At 67.5% G+C, this 24,196-nt stretch carries 27 protein-coding genes; 8 read left to right on the forward strand and 19 right to left on the reverse strand.

Annotated elements, in window-relative coordinates:
* Positions 1 to 63: 63 nt before the first annotated feature.
* Positions 64 to 189 carry a hypothetical protein gene (locus ACZ50J_RS12630; protein WP_464297502.1) on the reverse strand — a complete coding sequence of 42 codons (126 nt, stop codon included), beginning with the start codon at positions 187 to 189 and terminating at the stop codon, positions 64 to 66.
* Positions 190 to 343: 154 nt separating this feature from the next.
* Here ACZ50J_RS12630 and ACZ50J_RS12635 point away from each other — a divergent pair, with 154 nt between their 5' ends.
* Positions 344 to 820, forward strand: coding sequence for a GNAT family N-acetyltransferase (locus tag ACZ50J_RS12635; protein ID WP_464297503.1), 477 nt, complete (start codon positions 344 to 346; stop codon positions 818 to 820).
* A gap of 35 nt (positions 821 to 855) precedes the next feature.
* On the opposite strand, the gene ACZ50J_RS12640 is transcribed toward ACZ50J_RS12635, so the two are convergent.
* Entirely contained in the window at positions 856 to 2,592 is a 1,737-nt protein-coding gene (locus ACZ50J_RS12640) for an HNH endonuclease signature motif containing protein (RefSeq protein WP_464297504.1), read from the reverse strand.
* Positions 2,593 to 2,749: 157 nt separating this feature from the next.
* On the reverse strand, positions 2,750 to 2,953 hold the full coding sequence (locus ACZ50J_RS12645; protein WP_464297505.1) for a hypothetical protein: 204 nt from the start codon (positions 2,951 to 2,953) through the stop codon (positions 2,750 to 2,752).
* Between the two features lie 87 nt (positions 2,954 to 3,040).
* Here ACZ50J_RS12645 and ACZ50J_RS12650 point away from each other — a divergent pair, with 87 nt between their 5' ends.
* Positions 3,041 to 3,232 carry a hypothetical protein gene (locus ACZ50J_RS12650; protein ID WP_464297506.1) on the forward strand — a complete coding sequence of 64 codons (192 nt, stop codon included), beginning with the start codon at positions 3,041 to 3,043 and terminating at the stop codon, positions 3,230 to 3,232.
* Here ACZ50J_RS12650 and ACZ50J_RS12655 read toward each other — a convergent pair.
* From ACZ50J_RS12655 to ACZ50J_RS12665, 3 genes are read right to left on the reverse strand one after another with little or no spacing between them, the layout of a single operon-like run.
* Positions 3,226 to 5,418 carry a tetratricopeptide repeat protein gene (locus ACZ50J_RS12655; RefSeq protein WP_464297507.1) on the reverse strand — a complete coding sequence of 731 codons (2,193 nt, stop codon included), beginning with the start codon at positions 5,416 to 5,418 and terminating at the stop codon, positions 3,226 to 3,228. The genes ACZ50J_RS12650 and ACZ50J_RS12655 overlap by 7 nt on opposite strands.
* A gap of 21 nt (positions 5,419 to 5,439) precedes the next feature.
* Positions 5,440 to 6,207 (reverse strand): enoyl-ACP reductase FabI, encoded by a 768-nt coding sequence (gene fabI, locus ACZ50J_RS12660; protein WP_464297508.1) that lies wholly within the window; start codon positions 6,205 to 6,207, stop codon positions 5,440 to 5,442.
* A gap of 56 nt (positions 6,208 to 6,263) precedes the next feature.
* Positions 6,264 to 6,974, reverse strand: coding sequence for a beta-ketoacyl-ACP reductase (locus ACZ50J_RS12665; protein ID WP_464297509.1), 711 nt, complete (start codon positions 6,972 to 6,974; stop codon positions 6,264 to 6,266).
* 119 nt (positions 6,975 to 7,093) lie between these two features.
* On the opposite strand from ACZ50J_RS12665, the gene ACZ50J_RS12670 reads away from it, so the two are divergent.
* Together ACZ50J_RS12670 and ACZ50J_RS12675 are read left to right on the forward strand one after the other, a co-directional pair.
* Positions 7,094 to 7,393 (forward strand): DUF3099 domain-containing protein, encoded by a 300-nt coding sequence (locus ACZ50J_RS12670; protein WP_464297510.1) that lies wholly within the window; start codon positions 7,094 to 7,096, stop codon positions 7,391 to 7,393.
* On the forward strand, positions 7,390 to 7,620 hold the full coding sequence (locus ACZ50J_RS12675) for a hypothetical protein (RefSeq protein ID WP_464297511.1): 231 nt from the start codon (positions 7,390 to 7,392) through the stop codon (positions 7,618 to 7,620). Before ACZ50J_RS12670 ends, ACZ50J_RS12675 begins: the two co-directional genes overlap by 4 nt.
* 9 nt (positions 7,621 to 7,629) lie before the next feature.
* Here ACZ50J_RS12675 and moaA read toward each other — a convergent pair whose 3' ends face one another.
* Positions 7,630 to 8,646: a GTP 3',8-cyclase MoaA gene (gene moaA / locus ACZ50J_RS12680; protein ID WP_464297512.1), complete on the reverse strand. Its 1,017-nt coding sequence runs from the start codon at positions 8,644 to 8,646 to the stop codon at positions 7,630 to 7,632.
* Positions 8,647 to 8,679: 33 nt separating this feature from the next.
* Here moaA and ACZ50J_RS12685 point away from each other — a divergent pair, with 33 nt between their 5' ends.
* Positions 8,680 to 9,489, forward strand: coding sequence for an SURF1 family cytochrome oxidase biogenesis protein (locus ACZ50J_RS12685; RefSeq protein WP_464297513.1), 810 nt, complete (start codon positions 8,680 to 8,682; stop codon positions 9,487 to 9,489).
* A gap of 18 nt (positions 9,490 to 9,507) precedes the next feature.
* Here ACZ50J_RS12685 and ACZ50J_RS12690 read toward each other — a convergent pair whose 3' ends face one another.
* Genes ACZ50J_RS12690 through ACZ50J_RS12700 form a run of 3 tightly spaced genes read right to left on the reverse strand, consistent with a single transcriptional unit; the run spans position 9,508 to position 13,437 of the window.
* Complete coding sequence (locus tag ACZ50J_RS12690; protein WP_464297514.1) at positions 9,508 to 10,266, reverse strand: enoyl-CoA hydratase family protein; 759 nt, start codon at positions 10,264 to 10,266, stop codon at positions 9,508 to 9,510.
* 20 nt (positions 10,267 to 10,286) lie between these two features.
* Complete coding sequence (locus tag ACZ50J_RS12695; protein WP_464297515.1) at positions 10,287 to 12,167, reverse strand: ABC transporter ATP-binding protein; 1,881 nt, start codon at positions 12,165 to 12,167, stop codon at positions 10,287 to 10,289.
* A 37-nt stretch (positions 12,168 to 12,204) separates the two neighbouring features.
* On the reverse strand, positions 12,205 to 13,437 hold the full coding sequence (locus ACZ50J_RS12700) for an MFS transporter (RefSeq protein ID WP_464297516.1): 1,233 nt from the start codon (positions 13,435 to 13,437) through the stop codon (positions 12,205 to 12,207).
* A gap of 37 nt (positions 13,438 to 13,474) precedes the next feature.
* On the opposite strand from ACZ50J_RS12700, the gene ACZ50J_RS12705 reads away from it, so the two are divergent.
* Complete coding sequence (locus ACZ50J_RS12705; protein WP_464297517.1) at positions 13,475 to 14,041, forward strand: CGNR zinc finger domain-containing protein; 567 nt, start codon at positions 13,475 to 13,477, stop codon at positions 14,039 to 14,041.
* A gap of 8 nt (positions 14,042 to 14,049) precedes the next feature.
* Here the strand turns inward: ACZ50J_RS12705 and ACZ50J_RS12710 are convergent, their stop codons facing one another.
* Positions 14,050 to 15,648, reverse strand: a complete 1,599-nt coding sequence (locus ACZ50J_RS12710) for an ABC-F family ATP-binding cassette domain-containing protein (RefSeq protein ID WP_464297518.1) — start codon at positions 15,646 to 15,648, stop codon at positions 14,050 to 14,052.
* A gap of 169 nt (positions 15,649 to 15,817) precedes the next feature.
* Between ACZ50J_RS12710 and ypfJ the strand changes: the two genes are divergently transcribed.
* Together ypfJ and ACZ50J_RS12720 are read left to right on the forward strand one after the other, a co-directional pair.
* Entirely contained in the window at positions 15,818 to 16,801 is a 984-nt protein-coding gene (gene ypfJ / locus ACZ50J_RS12715) for a KPN_02809 family neutral zinc metallopeptidase (protein WP_464297519.1), read from the forward strand.
* A 110-nt stretch (positions 16,802 to 16,911) separates the two neighbouring features.
* Complete coding sequence (locus tag ACZ50J_RS12720) at positions 16,912 to 17,484, forward strand: AMIN-like domain-containing (lipo)protein (RefSeq protein ID WP_464297520.1); 573 nt, start codon at positions 16,912 to 16,914, stop codon at positions 17,482 to 17,484.
* A 28-nt stretch (positions 17,485 to 17,512) separates the two neighbouring features.
* Here the strand turns inward: ACZ50J_RS12720 and ACZ50J_RS12725 are convergent, their stop codons facing one another.
* From ACZ50J_RS12725 to ACZ50J_RS12760, 8 genes are all read right to left on the reverse strand, one after another.
* Entirely contained in the window at positions 17,513 to 17,839 is a 327-nt protein-coding gene (locus tag ACZ50J_RS12725; RefSeq protein WP_464297521.1) for a metal-sulfur cluster assembly factor, read from the reverse strand.
* Between the two features lie 5 nt (positions 17,840 to 17,844).
* A complete protein-coding gene (gene sufU, locus ACZ50J_RS12730; RefSeq protein ID WP_464297522.1) occupies positions 17,845 to 18,315 on the reverse strand; it encodes a Fe-S cluster assembly sulfur transfer protein SufU in 471 nt (156 codons plus the stop codon).
* Positions 18,315 to 19,619 carry an aminotransferase class V-fold PLP-dependent enzyme gene (locus tag ACZ50J_RS12735; protein ID WP_464297523.1) on the reverse strand — a complete coding sequence of 435 codons (1,305 nt, stop codon included), beginning with the start codon at positions 19,617 to 19,619 and terminating at the stop codon, positions 18,315 to 18,317. Before ACZ50J_RS12735 ends, sufU begins: the two co-directional genes overlap by 1 nt.
* A 39-nt stretch (positions 19,620 to 19,658) precedes the next feature.
* The gene (gene sufC, locus ACZ50J_RS12740) at positions 19,659 to 20,417 is read right to left on the reverse strand and encodes a Fe-S cluster assembly ATPase SufC (RefSeq protein WP_464297524.1); all 759 of its coding nucleotides are present in this window, start codon (positions 20,415 to 20,417) and stop codon (positions 19,659 to 19,661) included.
* 19 nt (positions 20,418 to 20,436) lie between these two features.
* Positions 20,437 to 20,781 (reverse strand): non-heme iron oxygenase ferredoxin subunit, encoded by a 345-nt coding sequence (locus ACZ50J_RS12745; protein ID WP_464297525.1) that lies wholly within the window; start codon positions 20,779 to 20,781, stop codon positions 20,437 to 20,439.
* The gene (gene sufD / locus ACZ50J_RS12750) at positions 20,778 to 21,953 is read right to left on the reverse strand and encodes a Fe-S cluster assembly protein SufD (protein ID WP_464297526.1); all 1,176 of its coding nucleotides are present in this window, start codon (positions 21,951 to 21,953) and stop codon (positions 20,778 to 20,780) included. The genes ACZ50J_RS12745 and sufD overlap by 4 nt, the downstream gene beginning before the upstream one ends.
* A gap of 63 nt (positions 21,954 to 22,016) precedes the next feature.
* Positions 22,017 to 23,435: a Fe-S cluster assembly protein SufB gene (sufB, locus tag ACZ50J_RS12755; protein ID WP_464297527.1), complete on the reverse strand. Its 1,419-nt coding sequence runs from the start codon at positions 23,433 to 23,435 to the stop codon at positions 22,017 to 22,019.
* Positions 23,435 to 24,124: a helix-turn-helix transcriptional regulator gene (locus tag ACZ50J_RS12760; protein ID WP_464297528.1), complete on the reverse strand. Its 690-nt coding sequence runs from the start codon at positions 24,122 to 24,124 to the stop codon at positions 23,435 to 23,437. The genes sufB and ACZ50J_RS12760 overlap by 1 nt, the downstream gene beginning before the upstream one ends.
* Between the last annotated feature and the right edge of the window lie 72 nt (positions 24,125 to 24,196).

A 24,196-nucleotide genomic window follows, 5' to 3' on the forward strand; every position in this document is an offset into this window, starting at 1 on the left:
GCCCGCTGAGAGCACGCCGGAGAAGTTGTCGATCTGTTCCGGTTCGACTCAGGTGCTGGCGGATCAGGTTCGCGCGGCCATCCAGCCCGCGCTGCCGACGAGCATCCAGCGCAGCGAGTCCGGCCCACGCGTTGCGAGTGTCGTCAGGGCACCGACCCATCGATCAGGCTGCCGTCTCTTGTCCGCCACCTGGGAACGGTACGTGTGACGTGTGACAGAAGATTGTGAGCGCTCGGTAAGTGATGGCTCCGTACTCGAGCCGCAACGAGGTGACCGGCGCGGCGGGGGTGACGGACACGAAAACCGTTCGAAACGGGGCGATCTGAGTCAGTATGGTCGGCACATGCCGAACGCCGTCATGCTGTCAGGTCCGTGGACGGCTGCGGAGATCCGGATTCCGAATGGGGTCGGGCTCCGGCCCATCACGGAGGCCGATCTTGAATCAGTTGGGCACGCTTATTGGCGAACATACTTCGGCACGACAAACCAGATGACGTCCCCTGAGGCGGCCGAGGACATCATGTCCTCGTGGCGAGGCGTCTACGGACGGTGGCTGACGAACGCATCCTTAGGCGCCTGGTGCGGCGACGAATTGGTTGGTGCGATCTTGACGGTCTCCGATGCGCCGTGGCCGGACATCCCGAAGGGCGCGTTCATCATCGATCTGTTCGTCATCCCGCAGGCGCGCCGTCGTGGCGTGGGCAGGGTGTTGGTCCAAGCGGCATGGGCTGAGTGCCCGTCGGGGCTCAGCCTGAGAGTGGATGCCACCGCGGTGGAGGCATCGGCGCTCTACACCCATCTCGGTTTCACCCTCGACTGACGACAGCCGAGTAGATCCAGCGGCAACCACAGCCCTCAGAACGGTGGCGGAGGGTGTGGCATCTCGACCGTGATCTTGCGTACTGGTCGGAAGTACTGGACCCGTCCCGGGATCTGACGACGCGGCTCGCTGTCACACGACGAGCCGCCGTGGACGTGGTCCGTCGACGCACGCTCGTCATCGCGCCCGGTGAGTAGGTGCAGGTCGTCCACGTCGGTGAAGACGTTGGGTATCAGGTCGTGTTCGCGGCACAGCGCCAACCGGATCCCGAATTGTTGCTCCATCCGGCTCACGAACGGTGGACACCGATCACCCGGCCGGTCGTGGTCATACACCATCGTTCGTAACCGTCTGGTCAGTGTCTGCCAGGTGATCGACGCATCCTGGTGTTGCCGACTCGACCAGAACCGGCCCGTCTTGGCGTTGTGGTGCCCGCGATGCAGCGCATGCAGATTGCCCGGATGCGTCGCACCCTGACCCGATCCTGTTGCACCGGGCACGTATTCGGTGTCGTGGTCCACGTCCGCATCCGCCGCGGACACCCCGCAGTCACCTGGTGCCCGGCACGTGTGATCCCGACCCTGCACCAACCGGTTCATGCCGGCCGGCACCCGGTACGTGCGCGCGGCATCGATGACAGCGCCCGTCACCGGGTCGGTCACCAACCGTGCCCACGTCGACCCCGCCTGCACCGCGACCTCCCGCACCTGCGCCGGAGACAGGAACCCGAGGCCGGGGACCTCCCCGAGCCCGCACCCCGCAGCGCTGGAAATGCCCGCAGCACCGGTCCCGTCGGCCAATCGCTGCGCGGCCACCAGATCCTCGGGTAACAACGCCGCCAGCGGGACAATGACGTGCAACCGGCCTGCGGGTGCAGTGCCCAGGCGGTCGTCCCCGGCGACCGTGCCACGCAACAACAAGTCGATGCCGATGTCCGCACGCAGTTGCGCCAGGGTGCGCCCGTCACCGCCGGCACGAGCAGCCTTGGCCAGACTGGTGATCCGCTGCTGCGCCGCAAACAATTTCGCCGCATCCCCGGACACCTGCAACACCGCCGTTCCATCCCGGCCAGGGAAGGTGCACGCATCGCGCCGTTCGACGGCTTCCGCATGCCGGCGTTCCCGGTCCGCTGCCGCCGACTCCACCAACGCCAACTGCCGACGGATCCTGGCCCGGAAACCACTGTGCGACAACGGCACCGGACAACCGCCGCCATCGCCGGCCGCAGCCGTCGTCCGCTCCGGCGGCGCCAACAACCGGCCGATCACCGCACCCGCCACCACCGGATCCAGATGAGCCGTCTCCGCGTAGGCGACCCTGGCCCGCTCCCACGAACACCCACCCGCCCGCAACAACCCGTGCGCGGCACCGACCCGCTCCGGCATCGCGGTCGCGAACCGCACCCGATCCCGCGCCGCCGGCAACGTCCCACCCGTCAACAACTGCACCTCATGCACCACCGCCCGACACGCATGCTTACGATGCGCCGCAACCTTCGCCGGGAACCGCGGATCATCAACCCCCACACCATGATCAGCGCACACGTCCGCCACCAACGCCGCCGTCGCATCCAACGACACAGCATCCGCGAACCCCTTCACCACCTCCGCAGCCTGCACCACATCCCCCAAGTGCTCCCGCGACACCCGACCCTCCCGCACCGCCGCCCCCGCGTCGCCGCCGAGCTCGCCCACCAGACAGATCAGCGCATCCGCCACCGGACCAGGCACACCGGACAGATCCACCACCCGACTGTCGTTCTCCGACGTCATACGCCCACCACCTCCACCCGTCCACTCGTGGTTGCTATCTGTGTTCGAGTCTAAACCCAACCACCGACAACCCTCGGAGGCGAAACCACAACAACCGGAATATCATTCGAGCGTCGCTACCTGCCCAGGAACAGCCGATCAACTCCCGCGCACGCCATCACTGCGCAGCCGTCTCCCACGTCAGTCGCAGCGTGTCCGCGACGACTTTCGCCACCAAACTCAACCGGCCGAAGGTCAGTCCGACACCAACCAGGGTGTGCCCGAACTGCCACAGCGGTTCGACGTCTTCAAGGACTTCACCGACGACTTGCCAGAGTTCGTCGCGCTCGTCGATCTCGAACGCAGTCCACTTTCCTGACACCCGGACAAACTCACGGTTCTCGTCGGAGAGCGGCTCCGCAAATGGGTCGACCCATCGGCCGTCACGCACGGTGAGCCTTTCCCCGTCATGACCGGCATCGAGACAGCGCACCTGCCCGTCGTCGAAGGTGAACTCGACGATGCCGTGCTCCTCGAGCACAGCGCCCCGGTGCACATAGCGCACGCGCCGGACAGCCGTCACGTGCCGACCGACGCACTTCTCAATCAGCGCAAGGGCTTCCGCCGTGCCGTCACTGTGCATCGGGAGAGGCACTACTGACCGATCTCGTCGGTGAACCTCGTCAGCGAGCCCAAATACCGCTGCACGTCAGGCTCAGCACTGGTCGCCACCAATTGCGTTGCCACTGCTCGCAATGCCTCGGTGTCGCGGTCCAGATCGTGCAACGTCAGCGCACGGAACAACACCACAGCGCTCTCGTCCGGATAATCTGCCGCCAATCGGTCGAGTATGGCGAGGGACTCCTCCAGCCGCCCGAGGTGCCGCAACGTCGACGCCTGCTGCAGCTGCGCCCGATGCCGATACGGCTCGTCGAGCCGCAACGCCAGCGCCTTGCCGTACCACTCCAACGCGTCCGCCTCACGACCTGCGGAATCATGGGCTCCGGCGAGTTCGTAGAGCACCCGGCCGTCCTTCGGAAACCGTTGCCGCAGTTCGAAAGCCGCGTCGATCCGCGCATCGTCGTCCTCCATCGCCCACAGCGCGGCGATCTCCGACTCGGCCTCGTGCTCACCGCGCGCACCCACCGCCTTACGTCGTATGACGGAGGCGCTGTCCGACGTCGCGCCATGTCCCATCAGCCACTGGTGCAACTGCGCCCAGTGCGAGTGCGTCATCAACGCGAGGACATCGCCGTCATGAGCGGCAGCAATGAGCCCGGTCAGCGCACTGAACTCATCGGGCCACGAAGCCGTCGGCAGCACACCGACATGCGAAAGTCCCTCTCGGAGCAGGCCTTCCAGCTCCTCCATGGAACGGCCACGCAGATAATGCTCCTTGTGCTGGATCTGGACACGATCAGCACCCAGCCCGGCCATCTCCCCCATCCGGACGAGAATCTCGTCGGTGCGGTCGCCACCGGTTCCGAGCCCCAGCTGCAGCTGCGAGCCCGGCCGCACCAGCCCACGTCCGACCCGCAGCAGGGCGTCGAGACCGGCCTCGTTGTGCGCCATGTCGAGGACGACGGTCGCCATACCGCCCTGGGGCAGCGACACCGAGTAGATGTTCATCCGCCCCGGGTTGAGCCGGTGATCCGGTGTGAAGGTACGCAGTCCCTCGACGACGGCCTCCCTCGGCAGTCCGGCACCCAGGCCGGCCGCCGCACCCGCCAACGCGTTGGCGATGTTGTGCTCCGACAGCCCGGACAACGTCATCGGCACGTCCACCAGCCGGATCAGCCGGTCCGGCGACGCCCCCGGATGCAGCACCGCGATGTAGCCGTCCAGGACGGTGATGCCTCGACCGTGTCCATCGAGGGCCTCCCGCAGCGACGGCGACTCCGGGTCGAGACTGAAGCACCAGGGCCGGCCACCCGCAGTGCCGCGCATTGCCCACACCCGCGGGTCGTCCCCGTTCAGCACCACCCAGCCCTTGGGCTTGGTCACCTTGGTGATGATCGCCTTCACCTCTGCGAGCTGGTCGAGTGTGTCGATCCCGTCCATTCCCAGGTGATCCGCGCTGACATTGGTCACGACGCTAACGTCGTTGTGCGCCGTGCCCAACCCGCGCCACAGCATCCCGCCACGCGCCGTCTCCAGCACGCCGAACTGCACTCCAGGGGCATCCAGCACCGCACGAGCGCCGCCGGGCCCCGAGTAGTCACCCGTCTCGACCACCTCGCCCTGCACGAGGACTCCGTCCGTGGAGCTCCAGCCCGTGCGTCGACCAGCCGTCATACCCAGATGCGCGATCAGCCGGGTCGTCGTGGTCTTGCCGTTGGTGCCCGTCACGGCCACCACAGGCACCCTCGGCCGCAGCGCGCGGACGCGCTCCCCCGGCGGCTGCGCGCGCACCTCGGCGCCGGCCCGCCGGAACACCTCGGCCACCGGTTCGTTGCCGAGCAGGTCGGTCAGCAGTGGTCCGATGACGTCGGCGACCACCCGGGCCCGGCCGGCGTTGTTGAGCGCGATGACGACGATGACCTCATCAGGCGACTCGCCCGGGCGGACCCGCACACCGATCCGGACGACGCCGGCCTCGCGCATCAGCAGACGCACCGCCCGCTCGACGATGCGCAACACCACGCCGCGGCGGGCCTCACTGCCCGGCCGACCGGTGTCCTTCGCGCGCACCGCAATCTCCGCGGCGAGTGCTTTGAGCCCGTCCTGGTCCGCCGTGAGGTACCCGGGAAGCCGCAGCGTCAGCTTGACCGCCGGCCGAGTGAAGTAGAGGTTCGGGCCACGCAGAATCCGGGCCCCGACGACTGTCGCCCCGTCCGAGGTGTCCATGGCGACGATGCTAGTGGTGACCTACTGACCCATCGCGTGCACGCCGCCGTCGACGTGCACGATCTCGCCGGTCGTCGCCGGGAACCAGTCGGACAGCAGGGCGATGCAGGCTTGCGCGGCCGGAGTCGGGTCCGTGATGTCCCAGCCCAGCGGCGCCCGCTCGCCCCAGACCTGTTCGAACTGCTCGAACCCGGGGATCGACTTGGCCGCCGTCGTGCGCAGCGGCCCCGCCGACACCAGGTTGGAGCGCACGTGCTGGGGGCCGAGATCACGCGCGAGGTAGCGGTTCGTCGATTCGAACGCCGCCTTGGCCACACCCATCCAGTCGTAGACCGGCCAGGCGAACTTCGCATCGAACGTCAGACCCACCAGGGACGATCCCTCGGTCATCAGCGGAAGTGCAGCAACAGCAAGGGATTTCAGTGAGTATGCCGATGCCTGCAGCGCCGTCGCAGCGTCCTCCCAGGTGCCCGTCATGAAGTCGAACGCGCCCGGTGGCGCGAAGCCGATGGAGTGCAGAACACCGTCCAGCGAGTCGAACCCGGCCCCCTTGAGACGATCCGCGAGGCTGTCGAGGTCCTCGGAGTTGGTGACGTCCAGCTCGAGCAGCTCCGGCTGCTTCGGCAACCGCTTGCTGATGGTCTGCGTGATGCGCATGACCCGGCCGAACGACGTGATGACGACTTCGGCGCCCTGCTCCTGGGCGATCTTGGCCACGTGGAACGCGATGGAGGACTCCATCGTGATTCCGGTGATCAACAGTCGCTTGCCTTCGACGATGCCTGCCACGTCGACTCCCTCGGTTCGGTGTTGTGTGCTGTCGTGTGTTCGGGTCGGTATGCCGGTCAGTGGCCCATGCCGAGGCCACCGTCGACCGGTATGACGGCGCCGTTGATGTAGCCCGCCGCGTCGCTCGCGAGGAAACGCACGACCTGTGCGACCTCGTCGGGCTCCGCGAGCCGGCCCGCCGGGATCGAGTCGACATACGCCTTGCGCTGCGCCTCGGGCAGCGCACGCGTCATGTCGGTGTCGATGAAACCGGGAGCGACGACGTTCGCCGTGATCGCCTTCTTGCCCATCTCCCGGGCGATCGAGCGCGCCATACCGACCAGACCGGCCTTGGAGGCGGCGTAGTTGACCTGCCCGGGGCCGCCGAGCAGCCCGACCACGCTGGAAACAAAGATGATTCGGCCGCCCTTGCGCCGAATCATGCCCTTCGTCGCGCGGCGCGCACAGCGGAAGGCACCGGTGAGGTTGGTCTCGAGAACCGCGTCGAAGTCCTCGTCCGACATACGCATCAGCAAGGTGTCCTGCGTGATGCCGGCGTTGGCGATCACCACCTCGACCGGCCCACCGAAGTGCTCCTCGGCGGCCGTGAACGCCGCGTCCACCGACGCCGTGTCGGTCACGTCGCAGGCGACCGTCGTCGCACCCTCGGGGCCGTCGGAGCCACTGCGTGAGGTCACGACGACGTCGTCCCCGGCCGCGACGAATGCCTCTGCGATCGCCCGACCGATGCCTCGGTTACCCCCGGTGATCAACACGTGCTGCGGCATCTGGCGCTCTCCCTGGTTCGGTGGTGTGGTGGCCCGGACGGACCCGGATGCACAGGCTATTGGACTACCAGGCGGTAGCCCGCACGGCGTGTCGTGACGACCCGCCTAGACTGGAAGACGTGGCGCGCCGGAAGAACCAACCCTCTGTGCAGTCGGCAACAGACCTGCCGATGCCGGGTAAGCACGACCTCGACACCCGGATGCGCAACTACGCGATCGCCATGGGCATCCGAACCCTTGCCTTCGTGCTCGCGTACGTCCTCGAGGGCCCGGCCCGCTGGGTGTGTGTCGGCTTGGCCGTCCTGCTGCCTGAGGTCGCCGTGATCGGCGCCAACGCCGCGAACCAGAAGCGTAAGCAGGTTCGTGGGCGGGGCATGGTCACCGACCAGCGCCGCCAGTTGCACGGCCACAGCCGATGAGACTGCCCGGGGACGCACCCGATCAGGTGACTCAGTGCAGCGCGAAGGGGTGTCGCCGCGACGCGACCTACGCCCTGGTATGGCGCAACCCGAAGATCCACGACGAGGGCCGACACAAGACGTGGCTGGCGTGCGACGAGCACCGCACCACACTGTCGGAGTTCCTGAGCTTCCGCGGTTTTCCCTTGGAGATCAAGGGGATCGACGAGTTGCCGCCGACCGACTGATCGTCTCTACTATCCGCCGATCGAGGACATCGGGCGATCGGGCTGCCGGAACTCCGGCTCGCCGATGCCGTGGCCACGACGCTTGGCCAGCATCGTCGCGCGGATCACGTCGGCGAGCTCCTCGTCACTCGCGCCGGCACGCAGCGGGCCGCGCAGGTCGCCCTCGTCCCGCGCGAACAAGCAGTTGCGGACCTGGCCGTCGGCGGTGAGGCGGACCCGGTCACAGGCCGCACAGAACGGCGCCGTGACGCTGGCGATGAGACCGACGGTGTCAGGGCCGCCGTCGACGAGGAACAGCTCGGCAGGGGCGCTGCCACGGGTGCCGTCCGGCATCGGGGTGAGCTCGAAGCGGCTGCCGAGCGTTTCGTGCAGCTCGCGCGCGGTCAGCATCGTCTGCCGCTCCCAGGTGTGCCCGGCGTCCAACGGCATCTGCTCGATGAAGCGCAGCTCCAGCCCGCGATCCAGGCACCACTGCAGCAGGTCCGCGGGGTTGTCCTTGCCCTCGGGGTCGTGCATCGCGACCGCATTGATCTTGACCGGCTTCAGTCCGGCGTCCTGGGCCGCCTTGATGCCGTTCTCGACATCGGCGAAGCGATCCCTGCGGGTCAACGCCTTGAACCGCTCGGGGTCCACCGTGTCCAAGGAGACATTGATGCGTTCCAGGCCTGCTTCGGCAAGCGGTTGCGCGAGGCGATCCAGCCCGATCCCGTTGGTGGTCATGGCGATCCGCGGTGCGTGCTCGAGCTCGGCGAACCTGCGGACGACGTCCGGCAGGCCGCGACGCAGCAGCGGCTCTCCCCCGGTGAGCCGGATCGAGCGCACCCCGAGTCGGGTGAAGATGTCGACGACTCGGACGAGTTCGTCGTCGGTCAACATCTGGGGCCTGGGCAACCAGTCGAGTCCCTCGGCGGGCATGCAGTAGGTGCAGCGCAGGTTGCATCGATCGGTCAGCGACACGCGCAGATCGGTGGCGACACGACCGAAAGTGTCCGGCAGGCTCATGGCCGTCTTGTCGAGGCTGGTCATATGTCTCCAGGGTAGGCCAGTTACGGTCTGTGGGTGCTCCGCAGGCTCCTTACCCGACGTTGGCTGACGTGGTTGTTGATCGCCGTCGTGTGGGCCGTCGCCTGTGTCTTCCTCGGTCGATGGCAGTGGCACCGCTATGAGGCGAAGACGCTGTCCCAGCACCAGCTGTCGGACAACTATGACGCCGAACCCGTTGCGGTCACGTCGATCCTGGCCGGCCGTGACACGAAGTTGTCACCGAACGACACCTGGCGGCAGGTGAAACTCGTCGGCCACTACGACGCCCCGAAGAAGCTGCTCGTGCGCAACCGCCCCAACGACGGGACGTTCGGGTACGAGCTCGTCATACCGTTCCACCAGGCGGACGGTCCGACGGTGCTGGTCGACCGTGGCTGGCTCGACAACGGCCGCACGGCGGCCGCACCGACGTCCGTCCCGCCGACTCCGGGTGGCACTGTCACCGTGACCGGCTGGCTGCGGCCGGGCGAGCCGGCGACCGACAACCAGCGGGTGCCGGGCCAGGTGTCGTCGATCAATCTGGACACCATCGCCTCACGGACCAAGGTCGATTTGCTGACCGGTGGCTACGTGCTGATGCGGTCCGAGAAGCCCGCGAATGCCACCACCCGCCATGGCCTGGCGCCGCTGCCGAAACCGAGCCCCGCGACGTATGCCGGCATCAACTTCAGCTACGCACTGCAGTGGTGGGCGGGAGCGATCGGCGGCATCGTCTTCATGTTCTACCGCTGCTGGAAGGAGGAGCAGGAAGCGGTCAACGGCCCCAAACCGGCCCGGCCGAGGAAGCCGAAGAAGGTCCGGATCTGGGACGAGGAAGACGAATAGCCCGCCCCTCCTGCTTCGCTACGACCGCTTCTTTCGCTCCAGGAACGCCTGCATCGCCGCTTTCGCCTCGTCCGATCCGAACAGCCGCGCGGAGAGCTCGGCCATCTCGACGCCGTGCGCGTCGATGTTCGCGAGCAGCGGCGCTGCGATCAGGGCCTTGCTCTCCCGCAGGCCCTGCGGACTCGCCTGGGTGAGTTGCTCCAACACACCGGCCACGGTCACATCCAACCGGTCGGCGGGCACCGCCTCGGTGATCAGTCCAACCTCGGCCGCCGTTGTTGCGTCGAAGGATTCGGCCGTCAGGAAGGTGCGGGCAGCAGCCCGGCTGGTCATCCGAGGCAGCGTCGTCAGCGAGATGAGCGCGGGTGCCAGGCCGAGCCGCGCCTCGGTGAACGCGAAGGTGACGGTGTCCGCCGCGATGACGATGTCCGCCGCTCCGACCAGCCCCAGACCGCCCGCGCGCACCGGTCCGTGCAGTCGTATGACGACAGGTTTGGCCGACGCCAGGATCTGTCGCTGGAGCGCCACGAGTGCGTGCGCACCCTGCTCCATCCCGCCGTCCTTGGCCTCGGACAGATCCGCACCGGAACAGAAGACCGTGCCGGCCGCAGTGAGCAGCACCGCACGGACCGTGTCGTCGCCATCCGCTGTGGCCAGTGCCTCGGCCAGCTCCGTGACGAGTTGCTTGCTGAGGGCATTCCGGTTGTGCTGGCTGTCCAGCGTGATGGTCGCGATCCCGTCGGCGGCCTGCAGGTGGACCAGCTGCGATGTCGTCATACCGCCGACCGTAGCGGCACTCAGTCCGTCACCGGCGCAGGGGATTTCACCGGCTGGTCACGGAACTGCGTGTGGTACAGGTCGGCATATGTGCCGCCCGCGGCCAGCAACTCCTCATGCGTTCCCTGTTGCACGATCCGCCCCTGATTCATCACCAGGATGAGATCGGCGTCCCTGATCGTGGACAGGCGGTGCGCGATCACGATCGACGTACGCCCGGCGAGCGCCGAGTCGAGTGCGCGGGACACGGCCGCCTCGGACTCGGAGTCCAGGTGCGCGGTCGCCTCGTCCAGCACCACCACGGACGGTGCCTTCAGCAGGAGTCGGGCGATCGCGAGTCGCTGTTTCTCTCCCCCGGACAGCCGATGTCCGCGATCACCGACCATCGTGTCCAGGCCGTAGGGCAGTCGGCTGACGAGGTCCCAGACCTGTGCTTCGCGCAGCACGCGCTCCAGATCGGCGTCGCTCGCGTCCGGCTTGGCGTAGAGCAGGTTGGCGCGAATCGTGTCGTGGAACATGTGCGCTTCCTGGGTGACGACACCGACCCGGTCCCGCAGGGACTCGGACGAGACCTTCCGCAGATCCTGCCCGCCTATGCGCACCACGCCGGCGGTCGGGTCGTAGAGGCGGGAGACCAGACCGATGGTGGTGGTCTTCCCCGCACCCGACGGGCCGACCAGCGCGATCATTTGACCGGGCTGCGCCCCAAACGAAATCCCTTGCAGCACAGTCGAACCGTCACCCTTGTCGCGGGTGAGCACTGTCTGCAGCGACTCGATCGACACCTGGTCGGCGGTCGGGTAGCTGAACACCACGTCGTCGAATTCGACCCCCACCGGCCCGGCCGGCAGCGCGACCGGCTGCGGGTCCTCGGCCACCAGCGGCTTCAGGTCGAGCACCTCGAAGACGCGCTCGAACGAGATCAATGCGGTCAGCACGTCGACCCGCACACTGGAGAGCTGGGTCAGCGGTGCATAGAGCCGGCCGAGCAACGCGGCGAGGGCGAGCAGTGTGCCGATGGTCAGCGCACCGTGCACGGCCATCACGCCACCGATTCCGTAGACCACGGCGGTCGCCAGTGTCGCCAGCAAGGTCAGCCCGACGAGGAAGATCGCCCGTTGCACCGCGATGCTGATGCCGTAGTCACGGACCTTCGCAGCACGCTCGGCATACTCGGTGTCCTCCTGCTCCGGCCGGCCGAAGAGCTTGACCAGCAGCGCGCCCGCCACGTTGAAGCGTTCGGTCATCCGTGCCCCGAGATCGGCGTTCTCGGTCATCTGCCCGCGGGTGAGGCCCGCCACCCGGCGTCCGATGATCCGCGTCGGAATCAGGAAGAAGGGCACGAGCAGTAGTGCGGCAAGGGTGATCTGCCAGGACAGCGCGGCCATCGCGACGACTATGACCAGGACGCTGACCAGGTTGGACACGACGTTGGACATGACGGATGTGAACGCCTGCTGTGCACCGATCACGTCCGAGTTCAGCCTCGTCACGAGCGCCCCGGTCTGTGCCCGGGTGAAGAACGCGATCGGCTGGCGCAGCACGTGGCCGAAGACTTCCCGTCGCAGGTCGTAGATCAGACCTTCGCCCAAGGTGGCCGACAGCCATCGCTCGACGACCCCGAGCACCGCGTCGACGATGGCAACCACGGCCGCCGCGGCAGCGAGCCAGACCACGAGTGAGGTGTTCTTGTCACCGACTCCCCTGTCGACGATCTCCTTGAGGATCAACGGCGTTGCCACCACGAGGAGTGCGTCGATGACGACGAGGACGAGGAACGTCGCGATCTGGCGCCGATAGGGCCGCGCATAGGTCAGCACGCGCCGGGTCGTGCCCGGTTGCAGCTTCGACATGTCGCTCGACTGACGGGTCAGTGAGTGCATCACCTGCCAGTTGCTCATCGTCCTCCTCCGGGGTCGGCCGACGCGCGTCGGTCCGTCAGTCGGCAACAACCACGAGCCCAGAAGTATGCCGTGGGCCTCCCACCAGGCGGCTCGTCGCGGGTGCGACGCCGGCCAGGCCCAGTGCGACGGCGGCGGTCCCGAGCCAGAGGGGAACGCCGTTGCCCGGTTCGAGCGCTGCACCGAGCACCAGTGGTGCGATCGTCGTCGCGATCCCCCAGCTGATGCCGAAGGTTGCCAGGTAGCGGCCCGCCAGACCCTCCGGCGCGAGCCGGGAGACCTGCGCATACAGGTTGCTCATCAGCAGCACCTCGGCCACCGCGCCGATCACGCCGGACAGCAGGACGAGCGCGGCCGATTGTGCAGCGGCGAGACAACCGATCGACAGCGCCAGACCGGCGAATCCGACTGGGAATGCGAGCTGCCCGCTCCCCCGCACGAGCGCATCGACACGCAACAACGGTTGGGCCAGCACCGCGACCACCGCCGACAAGGCGGTCTCGACACCGATGACCCACAGGCCGATCCGGCGGTCGGCGACCGTCAGCGGCATACCGAAGACAACCACCATGTGGACGAGGGTGAAGATCGTCGACACCGCGAAGATCGCCACGAATCTCCGGTCCCGCCACGGCCGCGCGACGGGACGGTTCGTATGGCGCGCTGCGCGAGCCGGCAGCAGCGTGCGGATCACCACGGCACAGGACAAGCAGCTCAGGGCGTCGATGACGAACAGCAGTCGCAGGTCCCAGCCGGCGACCACCGCTGCCACTCCGCCGGCGGCGACCGCTGCGACGGTCATCGACACGAAGAGCAGGCCGAAGAGCGCCGGACCGGTGTCCTCGTCGCTCTCGTCCGCGATCATCCCCTGAGTGGGCGGCTCGATCAGCTCGTACGACAGGCCGAGTCCTATCGCGCCGACGACCGCGATCGCCGTCGTGGTCGCAGCGGCGAGCACGAATTGCGTTGTCGCACAACCGATCAGCCCGAGCAGGATCGTCGGACGCGCGCCGATGGAATCAAGCAGCCACCCTCCGGCAAGGCGCGACGGGATCGTCGCGAGGCCGAAGGCCGCGACGATGAGCCCCGTCGTCTGCACCGACTCGTGCAGTTCCTCGGTCAGCAGCACGGACAGGAACGCCATCGAGAAGCCACCGAGCCGGTTGACCATCCGAGCGATGAGCAAACCCTTGGCGCCGCGGGACAGCAACTGCCACGCACCGAGAGGGTGGAAACGCGCATCACTGTCGTCTAAGCTTTCACCAGTCACATCGAGAACCGTAGAGCGAACAGGAGTAACTGGTCAAGTGCGTTTCGACAGTCACATTGAACGGCTACTGACCGCGGCGACGCGCCTCGTCAACCGGCTCACACCCGGACTCGACGGCGGACGAGAGGTCGTCGTGCCGACCGGGTCGGCGCTGCGAACGGCGATCGGCGAGGCCTTGTCGTTCGACGGCAGCACGCCTGCGGTGCCGGCTGCCGGAGCCCGGGTGCTGGTCGACACCGTGACCGACGTACGGCGGGTGTTCGAGGCAGCGGACGACGGTGACACCACCCGCGCGGCCGAACTGACCAACGATCTGCTCGGGCGCACCGGCGCCCGACCCCAGCTCAACCCGGACCCCGACGGGACGTGGCACCTGCACTTCCACGGGCCCAGCAACCACTTCGGCCCCGGCTGGGCGGCCGGCCTCGCCGCCGGCCTCACCATGGCGCTCGGCGTCGACGAGATCGGCCGGCTGGGCGTCTGCGCCGCCGATCGGTGCGACCGGGTGTATGTCGACAGCTCGCGCAACGGCACCCGGCAGTTCTGCTCCACGCGATGCCAGAACCGGATGAAGGCCGCCGCGCACCGCGCCCGGCAGAAGTAGCCGCTGGGTCAGGCGAGTTCGACGAGGTCCTGGTAGTCCGGACCCCACAGGTCTTCGACGCCGTCCGGCAGCAGCAGCACGCGCTCCGGCTCGAGCGCCTCGACGGCACCCGGGTCGTGGGTGACCAGCACGACTGCTCCTTCGAACGCCCGCAGCGCACCGAGGATCTCCTCGCGCGACGCAGGATCGAGGTTGTTGGTCGGCTCGTCCAGCAGCAACACGTTCGCGGCCGAAACCACAAGCAGCGCAAGGGAAAGCCGCGTCTTCTCGCCACCGGACAACACGCGTGCCGGCTTCTCGACGTCGTCACCGCTGAACAGGAACGAGCCGAGCACCTTGCGGGTCTCGGTCTCGTCCAGGTCCGGTGCCGCCGACTTCATGTTGTCGAGGACGCTGCGGTCGACGTCGAGATTCTCGTGCTCCTGCGCGTAGTAGCCCAGCTTGAGGCCGTGCCCCGGCTGCACCTCACCGGTGTCCGGCTGGTCGACCCCGGCGAGGATCCGCAGCAGCGTCGTCTTGCCGGCTCCGTTCAGGCCGAGGACGACGACCTTGGAACCGCGGTCGATCGCCAAGTCGACGTCGGTGAAGATCTCCAACGAGCCGTACGACCGGGACAGGCCCTCCGCCATCAGCGGGGTCTTCCCGGATGCGGCCGGCGTCGGGAAGCGCAGCTTGGCCACCCTGTCCTGCTGGCGGGTGCCCTCGGCTCCGTCGAGCATGCGCTCGGCGCGGCGGATCATGTTCTGCGCGGCGGTCGCCTTGGTCGCCTTGTAACGCATCTTCTCGGCCTGGGCCAGTAGGGCGGAGGCCTTCTTCTCGGCGTTCTGCCGCTCCCGGTGGCGCCGGCGCTCGTCGGTCTCGCGCTGCTTCAGGTAGGTCTTCCAGCCGACGTTGTACTGGTCGATCTCGCCGCGGTTGGCGTCCAGGTGGAACACCCGGTTGACGACCTCGTCGAGCATCTCCACGTCGTGGCTGATGATGATCAGCCCACCGGAGTAGGTCTTCAGGTAATCGCGCAGCCAGTGCACCGAATCGGCATCCAGGTGGTTGGTCGGCTCGTCGAGGAGCAACGACTCCGCACCGGAGAAGAGGATGCGGGCGAGCTCGACCCGGCGACGCTGACCACCGGACAGCGTCTCCAGCGGCTGCTCGAGGATGCGGGTGGGCAGGCCGAGCGACGACGCCAGGGACGCGGCCTCGGACTCGGCGGCATACCCGCCCTTGCCGAGGAACTCCGCGTCCAGGCGGGCGTAGCGGCGCATGGCGCGTTCGCGCTTGTCGTCGTTCTCGTCCGCCATCGCCTTCTCGGCGGCGCGCAGGTCACGTATGACGACATCCAGGCCACGGGCCGACAGGATCCGATCGCGCGCCAGCATCGACAGGTCACCGGTGCGCGGGTCCTGCGGCAGGTAGCCGATCTCACCCGACGAGGTGACGGTGCCGGCCGCGGGCTGTCCGTCACCCGCGAGCACCTTGGTCAAGGTCGTCTTGCCGGCGCCGTTGCGACCGACCAGGCCGACCCGATCACCCGCTGCGACCCGGAACGTCGCATCCTGCAACAGGATCCGAGACCCCGCACGCAGCTCGATCCCTTGTGCGGTGATCAACGTCGTTCCCTTCAAGCTCGCAGGCGGCTCACATGCCGAGGCGCCCGCCGCGTACGCCGTTGCCGGCGCGTGCTTCAGGCGCCCGAAGCCGTTCACTCGCTAGTGTACGTCCAGGGTCAGCGGCGCCCCAATCCGTTTACGGCGCCGCGGAAGCGAAGGGAAACCGGCCGTGACGTTCAATGACAACGCGGGGATCGGCACCGGCGACGTCTCCAGCGGGGGTAGTTCCGGTGGTGGCGGAGGCGGCGGCATCGGCATGCCCGGCGGTGTGGCGGTCGGTGGCGTCGGCGGTGTGATCGTGATGATCCTGATGGTCCTGTTCGGCGGCGACCTGACCGGCGGGTCCGGCGGCAGCGGGGGTTTCCCGGGCCAGATCACCGGCGACCAGGCCAACAATCCCTACGGCCAGAACCAGATCGACTCCGGCGGCGACGCCATCCAGCAGCAACTCGACGAGTGCAAAACCGGTGCCGACGCCAACAAGAACGACCTGTGCCTCATCAAGGGCACGGTCGCCAGCGTCGAGGGGTTCTGGAAGGTCTACCTGCCGATCGCCGCGAAGAAGGACTACACCCCCGCGACCACCAAGGTCTTCTCCGGCCAGATGCAGTCCGGCTGCGGCACGGCGACCACGGAGATGGGCCCGTTCTACTGCCCGCTGGACAAGCAGGTCTACATCGACGCGGGCTTCTTCCAGGAGCTGCAGAGCCAGTACGGCTCGGACGGCGGCCAGCTCGCGAAGGAATACGTGCTGGCGCACGAGTACGGCCACCACATCCAGGACATCCTCGGGCTGCTCGGTCGCGCTCAGCAGGACCCGCAGGGCGCCGAGTCCGGTTCGGTGCGCACCGAGTTGCAGGCCGACTGCTTCGCCGGCATCTGGGTCTCGTATGCCGACGGCTCCCGCAACGGCCAGAACGGCGTGACGATCGACCCGTTGCTGAAGAAGATCAGCCCGCAGGACATCGACTCCGCACTGTCGGCGGCTGCCGCGGTGGGTGACGACCGGATCCAGCAGAAGGCGCAGGGCCGGGTCACCCCGGAGACCTGGACCCACGGATCGTCCGCGGCCCGGCAGAAGTGGTTCAAGATCGGCTACGACAAGGGCAGCCTGAACGCGTGCAACACCTTCGACGCGGCCAGCGTCGAATGACGCCTGTGACCCAGCTCACATTTTCCTGGGAACAGGAGCAACCTCGGGTATGACGACGGCGTCCTTTCTGCACACCACATTCCGTGGCGTGCAGGAAGGAAGGAAACGTCATGTCTCACACCATCATTCGGGGCATACGCAGCAAGGCTGCGCTTGCGGTGTGCGGTCTGACTGCAGCCACCGTATTGCCCCTGGCAGCCTCGGGTACGGCGCATGCAGCGCCATACTGCGGCATCACCTGGGGCTCGACCGACAAGGTCGCGGCTGCGCTCACGTCGGACACCGTGCGCGGTGCCCACACCGGTCAGCACACGTGCTACGACCGGATCGTCATCGATCTCGGCGGTAGTGGCCGGAGCACCGGCTACCGGGTGCGGTACGTCAGTGCCGTGTCCGGCCCGTCCGGCGTACCGGTGCCGCTCAGCGGCGGCGCCCGCCTGCAGATCGACGTCAACGCGGCGGCAACGGACTCCCAGGGGCGTCCGACCTACCGGCCCGCGGATCCCCGGCACGCTGCGAACGTCGCCGGTTTCCGGACGTTCCGCCAGCTGGCGTACGTCTCGTCGTTCGAGGGTCACACGACCTTCGGTCTCGGCGTCCGTGCTCGCCTGCCCATGCGGGCGTTCGTGCTCCAGGACCCACTGGGACAGCGCCTGGTGATCGACGTCGCCCACCATTGGTGACCTGCGCCCCGTGGGGTTCGGCGGTCCGTCAGATGTTGAAGCCGAGCGCGCGCAACTGCTCGCGCCCGTCATCGGTGATCTTGTCCGGGCCCCACGGCGGCATCCACACCCAGTTGATGCGGTGCGACTCCACGAGTCCCTCCAGGACGCTTGCCGTCTGATCGGCGATCACGTCGGTCAGCGGGCAGGCCGCCGAGGTGAGTGTCATGTCGATGACGGCGTTGTTGTCGGCGTCGACGGTGATGCCGTAGACCAGACCGAGATCCACGACGTTGATGCCGAGCTCGGGGTCCACGACGTCACGCAACGCCTCCTCGACGTCCGCGACGTTCGGCGGAGTGGCTACGTCAGCCATCAGGCTCACGCTCCTTTTCTGGTGGTGACGGAACTGATGTCGACGCCGGCCTGCGCCAGCGCGTCGGTGTATGCCGCCCACGGCAGCAGTGCGCACTTCACGCGCGCGGGGTACTTGGACACTCCGGAGAACGCCACGCCGTCGCCGATGATTTCCTCATCGCCGGGATCCTGCCCCTTCGACGTGAGCATCTGCCGCATGGCCGCGAACGTCTGCAGCGACTCGCCGACCGAGTGACCGATGACCTCCTCGGCCAGCACGGATGCCGACGCCACCGAGATCGAGCAGCCGAGCGAGTCGTAGGACACGTCCTCGACCTTCGCGTCGTCGCCGGTCCCGGTCACGTGCACGCGCAACGTCACCTCGTCACCACAGGTGGTGTTGACGTGATGGGCCTGCGCGTCATACGGCTCACGCAGTCCGGCGTGCGTCGGGTTCTTGGAGTGGTCGAGGATGAGCTCCTGGTAGAGGTCCATCAGACCGCCACCCCGAAGATGTCGGGGACGCGATCGAGTGCCTCGAGGAAGACACGTACCTCGTCCAGTGTGGTGTAGGGACCGAAGCTCGCCCTCGTCGTCGCGGTGATCCGGCTGGCCCGGTGCAGCGGCCAGGCGCAGTGGTGGCCGGTGCGGACGGCGACTCCGGAGTCGTCCAGCACCTGACCGACGTCGTGCGGGTGCACGCCGTCGATGACGAAAGCCACTGCGCCCGTGCGTTTCTCGACGTCGAGCGGACCCTGCACGTGCACCCAGGGGCGCTCCGCCAGACCGTCGAGCACCGCTCGAGTGATCGTCCGGTCATGAGCTGCAACAGCGTCCATGCCGAGTGCCGACAGGTAGTCACATGCAGCGGCGAGGCCGACGGCCTGCGACTCGTTGGGCACACCGGCCTCGAAACGCTGCGGCGGCGCCGCGTAGGTGGAACCCTCCATCCGCACCAGCTCGATCATCGAGCCGCCGTAGAGGAACGGCGGCATCGCGTCGAGCAGCTCTCGGCGACCGACGAGGACTCCCACGCCATACGGCCCGAGCATCTTGTGTCCGCTGAACGCCATGAAGTCGACGCCGAGCGACGCGAAGTCGACCGGCAGGTGCGGCACCGACTGGCACGCGTCGAGCACGGTGATCGCGCCCACGGACTGTGCCTTGCGGGCGATCAGCTGCACGGGGTTGATCGTGCCCAGGACGTTCGAAACGTGCGCGACCGCAACGATCTTCGTGCGTTCGTTGATCAGCTCGTCGATATTGCTCAGGTCGAGCTCGCCACCGTCCGTGACCTCGATCCAACGCAGCGTGGCGCCGGTGCGCCGCGCCAGCTCCTGCCACGGCACGAGGTTCGCGTGGTGCTCCATCACCGTGGTGAGGATCTCGTCACCGGGCCCGATGCGGAAACGCTCGGTCACCGCCGGGTCCGCCCCGGGGATCCCGAGATCCCCCGGCGCAGATGCGTTGCTGAACGCGTACGCGACCAGATTGATCGATTCGGTCGCGCTCTTGGTGAAGACGACCTCGCCGGTGGAGGCGCCGACGAACCGCGCGACGGTCTCGCGCGCTCCCTCGAACGCCTCGGTCGCTTCCTCGGCGAGCTGGTGGGCGCCACGGTGCGCGGCAGCGTTGTGCCGCTCGTAGAACGCCCGCTCCGCGTCGAGCACGGCCCGCGGCTTCTGCGAGGTCGCACCGGAGTCCAGGTAGACCAGCGGTCGTCCGTCGCGGACGGTCCGCGCCAGGATCGGGAAGTCGCTGCGCAACTTCTCGACATCGAACCCGGTCACTTCGGTCATCTCCTCACTCGCTCCGAAACGTATGTCGCCCTGACGGATTCAGGCCGTCGGCGTCAGGAAGCGGTCGTAGCCCTCGGCCTCGAGGCGGTCGGCCAGTTCGGGGCCACCCTCCTCGGCGACTCGGCCGTTGACGAACACGTGCACGTGGTCCGGCTTGATGTAGCGCAGGATTCGCGTGTAGTGCGTGATCAGCAGGATGCCCGCGTCAGTGGCGTCCTTCGCCCGGTTGACACCCTCGGACACGATGCGCAGCGCGTCCACGTCCAGGCCGGAGTCGGTCTCGTCGAGGATCGCCATCTTCGGCTTGAGCAGCTCCAGCTGCAGGATCTCGTGGCGCTTCTTCTCACCACCGGAGAAGCCCTCGTTGACGCCGCGCTCGGCGAAGCCATCATCCATCCGCAGGTCGCTCATCGACTGCTTGATGTCCTTGACCCAGGTGCGCAGCTTCGGTGCCTCACCGTCGATCGCGGTCTTGGCGGTGCGCAGGAAGTTGGACACCGTCACGCCCGGGACCTCGACGGGGTACTGCATTGCCAGGAAGAGACCGGCGCGGGCCCGCTCGTCCACCGACATCGCCAGGACGTCCTCACCGTCGAGAGTGACCGTGCCACTGGTGACGTTGTACTTGGGGTGTCCGGCGATGCTGTAGGCGAGGGTCGACTTGCCCGAGCCGTTCGGGCCCATGATCGCGTGCGTCTCCCCCGAGTTCACGGTCAGGTTGACGCCCTTGAGGATCTCCTTGCTGCCCTTCTCGGTGTCCACGGACACGTGCAGGTCGCGAATCTCCAGCGTTGACATGTAATTCCAGCTCTCTTCTTCAGCTCGACGGAACGGCGACGAAGACGTCACCGTCCTGAATTCGTACGGGGTAGACGGCGATGGGCGCCGTTGCGGGCGGGCCGGTGGGCTCACCGGTGTTCAGGTCGAAACGGGATCCGTGCAGCCAGCACTCGATCGTGCAGCCCTCCACGTCACCCTCGGACAACGAGACGTTGGCGTGGCTGCAGGTGTCGTTGACGGCGCGTACGACGTCCTGCCCGTCGCGGACCAGCGCGACGCGCACACCGTTGATCTCGGCGAGGGCGGGCTCGTCGACCGCGAGTTCGCCGAGCTCACACACCCGGACGAACTCCTCGGTCACGACCTCGTCGATCTCGCTCATGCATTGCCCCCGGCGGCCAACTCGGCGTCGATCGCCTCCATGAGGGGCTCGACGACCGCGGGAACACCGATCTTGCTGATGACGTCGGCGAAGAAGCCGCGCACCACCAGACGCCGTGCCTCGGGCTCGGGGATGCCGCGCGCCTGCAGGTAGAACAACTGCTCGTCGTCGAACCGGCCGGTCGAGCTCGCGTGCCCGGCGCCGGCGATGTCGCCGGTCTCGATCTCCAGGTTCGGGACCGAGTCCGCGCGCGCTCCGTCGGTGAGGACCAGGTTGCGATTCAGCTCATAGGTCTCGATGCCCTCGGCCTCGGCCCGGATCAGCACGTCGCCGACCCACACCGAGTGGGCCGAATCGCCTTGCAGTGCACCCTTGTAGGTGACAAGAGACTTGGTCCGCGGCGCGTTGTGGTCGATGAAGGTGCGGTGCTCCAGGTGCTGGCCGGCGTCGGCGAAGTAGACACCCAGCAGGGTGGCGTCGCCGCCCGGGCCGTCGTACTTCACGTTGGAGTTGATCCGCACGATCGCGCCACCGAGGCTGACCGCGATGTGCCGGTAGGTGGCGTCGCGGCCGACCCGCGCCTCGTGCTGCGCCAAGTGCAGGGCGTCGTCGTCCCACTGCTGCAGGCTCACCACGGTCAGGTGTGCGCCGTCACCGACGATGACCTCGACATTGGCCGTGTGTTCACCGGAACCGGTGTGCTCCAGGATCACCAGACCCTTGGAGTGGACGCCGGCCTCGATGACGACGTGGCCGTTCGAACGCTTGCCGGCCGCACCGTGCACCTGCACCCGCACCGGTTCGTCGTACTCGGTCTCGGCGGCGAGCTTCAGGTGCAGCGCCTTGGCACTGTTGGCGTGCGCGAGCACCGACGCACGGTCGCCCGGGACCAGCGCGGTGCCGCGTGCACCTTCACCGGCGGCCAGCGGCTCGGCGACCACCGACGGGTCCGAGACCTCGACGGTGACCGCGTCGTCGGCGGTCGGCTCGTCGGCCAACAGACCGGTCAGCCGGTCGACCGGCGTGAACCGCCAGTCCTCCTCGCGGCCGTGCGGCACGGGGAAGTCGGCGACGTCGTACGACGTCTTGCGTTCGGCGCGGGAGCTTTCGGGCACCGACGCCTGCGCGGCAGGGTCGACGTGCGTCTTCGCTTCGGGTGTCAACAGGGACATCGTGGGGTCAGGGGTCCTTCCGGGAGCAAATGGTGAGCAGTCAGGTGATGCAGCGACGGGGGCTCAGCCCACCGCGCCTTCCATCTGCAACTCGATGAGACGGTTGAGCTCGAGTGCGTACTCCATCGGCAGTTCCCGGGCGATCGGCTCGACGAAACCGCGCACGATCATCGCCATCGCCTCCTCCTCGGTCATGCCGCGTGACATCAGGTAGAACATCTGGTCCTCGCTGACCTTGGAGACGGTCGCCTCGTGGCCCATCTGGACGTCGTCCTCGCGGACATCGACGTACGGGTAGGTGTCCGAACGGCTGATCTGGTCGACCAGCAGCGCGTCACACACGACGCTCGACTTGGAGCCGTGCGCACCCTCGAGGATCTGCACCAGACCGCGGTATGACGTGCGGCCACCGCCACGGGCGACCGACTTGCTCACGATGGTGGAGCTGGTGTTGGGCGCAGCGTGCACCATCTTGGAACCGGCGTCCTGGTGCTGGCCCTCGCCGGCGAACGCGATCGAGAGGGTCTCGCCGCGAGCGTGCTCGCCCATCAGGAAGACGGCGGGGTACTTCATGGTGACCTTGGAACCGATGTTGCCGTCGATCCACTCCATGGTGGCGCCGGCCTCGCAGGTGGCCCGCTTGGTCACCAGGTTGTAGACGTTGTTCGACCAGTTCTGGATGGTCGTGTAGCGGACGCGCGCGCCCTTCTTCACGACGATCTCGACGACGGCGGAGTGCAGCGAGTCCGACTGGTAGATCGGCGCTGTGCAGCCCTCGACGTAGTGCACCGAGGAGTCCTCGTCCGCGATGATCAGGGTCCGCTCGAACTGGCCCATGTTCTCGGTGTTGATCCGGAAGTAGGCCTGCAACGGGATGTCGACGTGCACGCCCTTGGGGACGTAGATGAACGAGCCGCCCGACCACACGGCGGTGTTCAGCGAGGCGAACTTGTTGTCACCGGAGGGGATCACCGAACCGAAGTACTCCTTGAAGAGCTCCTCGTGCTCGCGCAGGCCGGTGTCGGTGTCGACGAAGATGACGCCCTTCTCCTCCAGGTCCTCACGGATCTGGTGGTAGACGACCTCGGACTCGTACTGCGCCGCCACACCGGCGACCAGGCGCTGCTTCTCCGCCTCCGGGATGCCGAGCTTGTCGTAGGTGGCCTTGATGTCCTCGGGCAGGTCCTCCCAGCTGGTGGCCTGCTTCTCGGTGGACTTCACGAAGTACTTGATGTTCTGGAAGTCGATCCCGGACAGGTCCGAACCCCACCAGGGCATCGGCTTCTTGTCGAAGAGCTTCAGCGCCTTCAGGCGGCGCTGCAGCATCCACTCGGGCTCGTTCTTGCGTCCCGAGATGTCGGCGACGACCTCGTCGGAGAGACCGCGCTTCGCGCTGGCTCCAGCGGCGTCACTGTCGGCCCAGCCGTATTCGTAGTGGCCGATGCCCTTCAGTCCCGGGTTGAGCTCTTCGATCGTGCTCATCAGAGATCCCTTTCAGTCGCTGGGGAGGTGGGAGTTGGAACGAATGTGGTGCACACGTGGTCGCCCTGGGCGAGCGACGAAAGTCGTTGGACGTGAACGCCGAGGGTCTCGGAGAAGGCCTTCGCCTCTTCCTCGCAGAACTGCGGGAACTCCGCGGCGACGTGCTGGACCGGGCAGTGCCCCTGACACAGTTGAACCCCGGCCAGCGGGGTGTCATTCCCGACGGGGCGGGTGCTCGCGGCGTAGCCCTGCTCGGTCAGCGCGGCGGCGAGCGCCTGGGTGCGGCTGCCGAGGTCGGCACCGGCGGACTCGACGATCGGCGCGGCCTGCTGTGCCATCGTGTGCGCGCGCTGGCGGGCGAACTCGGTCACCGCCTCCTCGCCGGAGTTGTCCCGCAGGAAGCGCAGCACCGAGCCGGCCAGCGGCTCGTAGTCGCCACGCAGGCGGGCATGCCCGGTCGGAGAGACCACGAAGGCCCGGGCCGGCCGGCCGCGCTTACGCTCAGGGGTGCCGGTCTGCTCGCGTTCTTCGACGAGTTCGTCGTGCGCGAGACAGTCCAGGTGCCGACGGACCGCAGCCGGGGTCAGGCCGAGCGATTCCGCAAGCTCGGCCGCCGTGATGGGGCCGCGCTCGGAGATCGATCGCAGCACGCGCTCACGCGTGCCGACCTCGCCGGCTGGGATAAACACAACACCAGTGTGACGTAATTCCCTGGGAACCTTCCAGCCAGGTTCACCTAACCTCATGGCACCGGACAACCC

The sequence above is a fragment of the Flexivirga sp. G2 genome (genome assembly GCF_055397625.1).